The following is a 5,153-nucleotide window of genomic DNA, read 5'->3' as shown; positions in this document are numbered from 1 at the left end:
GTGCCGCCGCCTGCGTCGCCGGCCCATCAAATCTATTCCGTAAGTGTTCATGTGTCCGCCTAAGTTGGTGGACACGAGCCTCCTACAGCGTCGGGTCGATATCAACGTGTGTTTGCTGGCCCCTTACGCCTGAGCGGCTCACGCCGGATGGCCTGCCCCCGCTTCCCCCTCTCAACCTTCGGTGGAGGGGGGCGCCCGGCTAGGGGCGCCCGGCCAGGGGCGCCCGGCTAGGGACGGCAGCCTCGGTGCGGGGCGGCCCTTCCTCGCTGTCCCCCTGGCCTTCAGGCCGTGCCAGTTTCTGAAGCTGCGCCTTTGGCTGGACCGAAGGCGGATCTAACATCCGCAAGACAAAAAAAGAGAGCGCTGCGCGCTCTCTTTTTTCGTTTCCAGCGTTCATTCAGGCCGTCTGGTCAGCGAGGTGAATGAACGCACTGGCATGGACTAGCCTGATGCCGCATCAGCCATGCCGTGATCCATCGCAGTCTTGAAAACCACGCTTGATGACCGGTGTGGTCTCATGCAACGCCTGTGGGTCTCCATGCTCTTGGCCGGTGCAGGCGCATGGATTGATCTACCGCTGTGAAAGCACCAAGCAGAAATCAGCAGCGTCAAGGCAAACAACGAGACGTTTGCCTACAGAGGCTGCTTGAAAACAAGAAATAGTACTTTGCTATTGATGCATATAATTTGATTATAAAAACGCATCATAAATCATGAATAATTTCCACTCTTTTGAATTTAAAAAAAGTTCCTTGATGGTTGTTGTATATCTCTCATTACTTTCAATTTCTTGCAGCGCAGAAGCCAGCGAGGAAGAGAATAATATACATCCGGGGATTGAAAAAACGCATGAAAATTATTTCTTGAATTTGAGAAAAAATAAAAAATATGCATTTTCGTCCAGGGCAAAAAATGGCTCTGGTTTTTCTGAAGAGCAGACGTATAAGGTGAATATTGAGCTTTTATCATATACCCCTTTGCCGAAAAGGGTGGTAGCTGTTGTTGCTCCAACAAATCCTGAAGATCGTGCCGATATTTCTGCTCCCCCAAAGCCTGTCGTGACACCTTCAGCAGTGGATCCATCGAGGCGAATGGAAATCTATCCGGCGCAGCTGCAGCAGGGAGAGTTGGAAATAAAAGAAAAAAGCGAAATAACTTCTTTAAGAACCGTGGCAGTTGAAAATGAACCAGAGGAATTTGAGGTCAATATTTTTGACACGGATTTCGCCAAAAGATTTAATCAGTTCGCGCAGTTGAATGAAGACAATGAATCTGTTGCATCTATATTATATTTTGTTGAGAATACATCCACACCGATTCTTCAAGTGAATCCGCAATCGCAGCAGGCCGCAGCAGCGGTACAGGCACAGAACAATTCAGTTCAATTGGATCCAGCGCAACGCGTGGTGGCCGAGCCTGGTGAAACGCCACCGGCCGAACCTTTGCAAGTGATCGTCACAGCTGTTGCGCCTGTCATCGTCAAGGCTCAACTCGTTGCACCTGTGTCCCTTGAAATTCCTTTGATCGCGCCACCACGTGTCGAAGATCAGTCCGGTTTGCCAACGAACGCAGCGATCCAGCCTGCTCCAGTCCGGCTTGCGCCACGTCGACCCGTGGCGCCGCAGCCTGCACTGGGTAATCGTCCCACCGCGGCGCAGCTTCATGCCGTGCAATTGAACCCGGCCCAACCCGTGGCTCCGCAGCCTGCGCTGGGTAATCGTCCCACCGCGGCGCAGCTTCATGCCGTGCAATTGAACCCGGCTCAACCCGTGGCGCCTCAACCAGCGCTGGGGAATCGTCCCACCGCGGCGCAGCTCCATGCCGTTCAACTGCATCCGGTTCAACCCGTGGCGCCACAGCCTGCACTGGGCAATCGTCCCACCGTGGCGCAGCTCCATGCCGTTCAACTGCATCCGGTTCAACCCGTGGCGCCACAGCCTGCACTGGGCAATCGTCCCACCGTGGCGCAGCTTCATGCCGTTCAACTGAATCCGGCTCAACCCGTGGCGCCACAGCCAGCATTGGGCAATCGTCCGACTGCGGGCCAGCTCCATGCCGTTCAACTGAATCCGGCTCAACCCGTGGCGCCGCAGCCTGCATTGGGCAATCGTCCGACTGCGGCCCAGCTCCATGCCGTTCAACTGAATCCGGCTCAACCCGTGGCGCCGCAGCCTGCATTGGGCAATCGTCCGACTGCGGCCCAGCTCCATGCCGCTCAACTGAATCCGGCTCAACCCGTGGCGCCGCAGCCTGCATTGGGCAATCGTCCGACTGCGGCCCAGCTCCATGCCGCTCAACTGAATCCGGCTCAACCCGTGGCGCCGCAGCCTGCATTGGGCAACCGCCCGACTGCGGCGCAGCTCCATGCCGTGCAACTGCATCCGGCTCAACCCGTGGCGCCCCAGCCTGCGCCGGGCAACCGCCCGACTGCGGCCCAGCTCAATGCGGTTCAACTAAACCCGGTGCCAACCGTGGCGCAGCCGCCTATGGTCGATCGTCCCACTGTCGCCCAACTCAATTCGGTTCAGCTGAATCCGGTTCAGCCAGTGGTGACTTCATCCATCGCGTCTGAGCAGTCTGAGCAGGTCGCGGGTCAGCCACCTGCAGTGCCTGAGGCGATCGCCGATGCGGCGCTCATGGCGCCTGCACCTGTGGCGCCCGCTGGGGGCGTTGGTGCCGATGAAAACCCGCTTTCCCAGATCGGCCAAAGCGCTGGCCTGCAGTCGTCGTATCGTGCAGAAATGCCGCTGGTATCGGCACTGCCTGCGCAATTGCGCCAAGGCGATCTGGCCATGCTGGGTGATCTGCACAAGCGTCTGGGCGATGAAGCCAGCGGCGCTGGCCATGACCGCAGAGCCTGGGGCCGTGTTCTGCGCGCCGACACGCGTATTCGCCAGCACGGCACAGTCAGCCCGCAAAGCGAGGGGCATCTGGATGGTTTCCAGGTGGGCCATGACCTCTATGCAGACCAAGGCGTCAAGGCGGGCCTTTACGTCGGCCAACTCGAGGGCAACATGGGTGTCCATGGCCTTGCCAACGGTGTAGCGCGCAAGTCCGTGGGTTTCAACCGCCTGCAAAGCCGGTATCTCGGCGCTTACGGTACCTGGCAGGATGCCGCGGGGTCATATGCGGACAGTGTTGTGCAATGGGCGGACTACCGCAGCCAATTGCACGCGGCCGACGACAGCCACGCCACCACCAAAGGCGACGGCTGGCTTGCATCGCTCGAAGTCGGCAAGACGCTTGCGCTCAACAGCCAGTGGCAGATCGAGCCCCAGGCCCAGATCATCTATCGACAGATCAGTCTGGACGACACGGCTCTGAACCTGGCGCATGTGAAGCACAAGGCGCCGAGCGACTGGACGCTGCGTCTGGGCATGCGCATCAAAGCCAGCCTGACGACCCACGCCGGCGTGTTCCAGCCCTATGGCCGCATCAACGTCTACAAGGCCAGCCGCACGACGGATGTGGCCAGCTTCATCACGCCGGTCGCGGAGACCGATATCCTGGCCCAGGGTGGCTACACCAGCACCGAACTGGCCGCTGGCGCCACGTTGCAATTGAACGAGCGCACCAGCCTATACGGCGAACTGGGACAACGCTGGGCCAACGCGGGCGACGCACGCGTGAAGAGCGCAGTACAAGCTTCTGTGGCCGTCAAGCTGCACTGGTGACCGCGGGGCTGCGTGCAGATCAGCGCGGGGCCGAAGCGGGCTGCGACAAGCAGGCGCCGTCGACAAACACCTTGAGCTCGCCGGGATTGAAATGCGTCCATTCCTCGTTCTTGGTCAGGGGCGCGGTGACGATGATGGCAACCCGGTCGTTGGGCGTGGTTTCATGGGCGAAGTCGACGCTCAGGTCCTCGTCCGCCAGATGCGCCTGCGGAAAGGGGTGGCGGCGCTCGGTGTAGCACAGCGCGGTCGTCGCATGGGCCCAGAGTGCTTCGCCGTTGGACAGCAGGAAGTTGAACGTTCCGTGCGGCGCGATGCGTGCCGCGAGGTCGCGCAGGGTATGGGTCAGCTCCTCGATGCTGGGCAGGCCGGCGTGCGATTTCCACAGCTCCTGCATGATCCAGCAGAAGGCCCGTTCGCTGTCGGTGTCGCCGATGGGGCGGAAATGGGTGTGCAGCTTGGGCGCGTATTCCTTGAGATCGCCATTGTGGGCAAACACCCAGTTGCGGCCCCAGAGCTCGCGCACGAAAGGGTGGCAGTTCTGCAGGCTGGTCACGCCCTGGGTGGCCTTGCGGATGTGGGCGATGACGTTGCAGCTCTTGATCGGGTACTCGCGGATCAGCTGGGCCACGGGGGAGGTGACCGCGCGCTGATGGTCGACGAAGTGGCGCAATCCCTTTTCCTCGAAGAACGCGATGCCCCAGCCGTCGGTGTGGTCCCCGGTATTGCCCGCGCGTTGTGCGAAGCCGCTGAAGCTAAAGCGCACATCGGTCGGGGTATTGCAATTCATTCCAAGAAGCTGGCACATGGTGGAGTCGGGGAAAACAAAGAAAAAAGCGCGTGGTGAGCCTATAGCCTAACTTCCGCGGCGGCTTCTGTGCACGAAAAGTGTGCAAGGCGGGGAGATAGTGCGTGCGCGGGGCGCTTTGCTGGCATCAACCCTTGCCGGATGCCCATCGTCAACGGCGGCGATGGAGGCCGCCGCAGATCGGCGGCGGTGTTGGCGCTGCTGGCGTTGCACCAGCGGCGCCGCTGTGGATCAGCTGCGTTCAGACCAGAGCACGCCGCCCGTGGACCAGTTCTCGCGCTTCACATCGGTGATCAGGATATCGACCGATTCGGGCGAACCGCCGAGCACTTCGACGCTGACGCGGGTGATTTCCGCGACGAGCTTCTTCTTCTGTTCGATGGTGCGGCCTTCCATCATTTCAACGTGGTACGTGGGCATGACAACTCCTGGGAAAAAACAAGCATCATATCGGCGCGCCAGCGCGCTGGCGCTCAGTTTGCAGCGGCCGGCGGCGTGAGCGCTGCGCAGGCCGGGCAAAGGCAGGACTGGCCACGCGCGCTGTCCGGTATCTGCGCCAGCGCAGCGGGCGCGATGGTCGCGCCCATGCACCAGCAGTCCTCGGGCGGCGTGGCCGCGACGACCGCGCATTGGTTGCTGCGGCCGCACAGGGGGCAGCGGGTGGGGTCGAGGGC

The 5,153-nt window shown here is 60.6% G+C and carries 4 protein-coding genes; 1 reads left to right on the top strand and 3 read right to left on the bottom strand.

The features are described from left to right. The first annotated feature begins 713 nt into the window (after nt 1-713). A complete protein-coding gene (locus tag GVL12_RS25425; RefSeq protein ID WP_159918345.1) occupies nt 714-3,674 on the top strand; it encodes an autotransporter outer membrane beta-barrel domain-containing protein in 2,961 nt (986 codons plus the stop codon). 19 nt (nt 3,675-3,693) lie between these two features. Here GVL12_RS25425 and GVL12_RS25420 read toward each other — a convergent pair whose 3' ends face one another. From GVL12_RS25420 to GVL12_RS25410, 3 genes are all read right to left on the bottom strand, one after another. Further along, the gene (locus tag GVL12_RS25420) at nt 3,694-4,479 is read right to left on the bottom strand and encodes a class II glutamine amidotransferase (RefSeq protein WP_159918344.1); all 786 of its coding nucleotides are present in this window, start codon (nt 4,477-4,479) and stop codon (nt 3,694-3,696) included. 231 nt (nt 4,480-4,710) lie between these two features. Further along, entirely contained in the window at nt 4,711-4,899 is a 189-nt protein-coding gene (locus GVL12_RS25415; RefSeq protein ID WP_159918343.1) for a 4-oxalocrotonate tautomerase, read from the bottom strand. 53 nt (nt 4,900-4,952) lie between these two features. Further along, nucleotides 4,953-5,153 (bottom strand): cysteine-rich CWC family protein (locus GVL12_RS25410; RefSeq protein ID WP_159918342.1); only part of this gene is annotated, 201 nt, incomplete at its 5' end.

The sequence above is a fragment of the Pantoea sp. 18069 genome, assembly GCF_902706035.1.
Classification (GTDB): Bacteria; Pseudomonadota; Gammaproteobacteria; order Burkholderiales; family Burkholderiaceae_C; genus Comamonas.
This window is presented reverse-complemented; position numbering and strand designations above follow the sequence as displayed.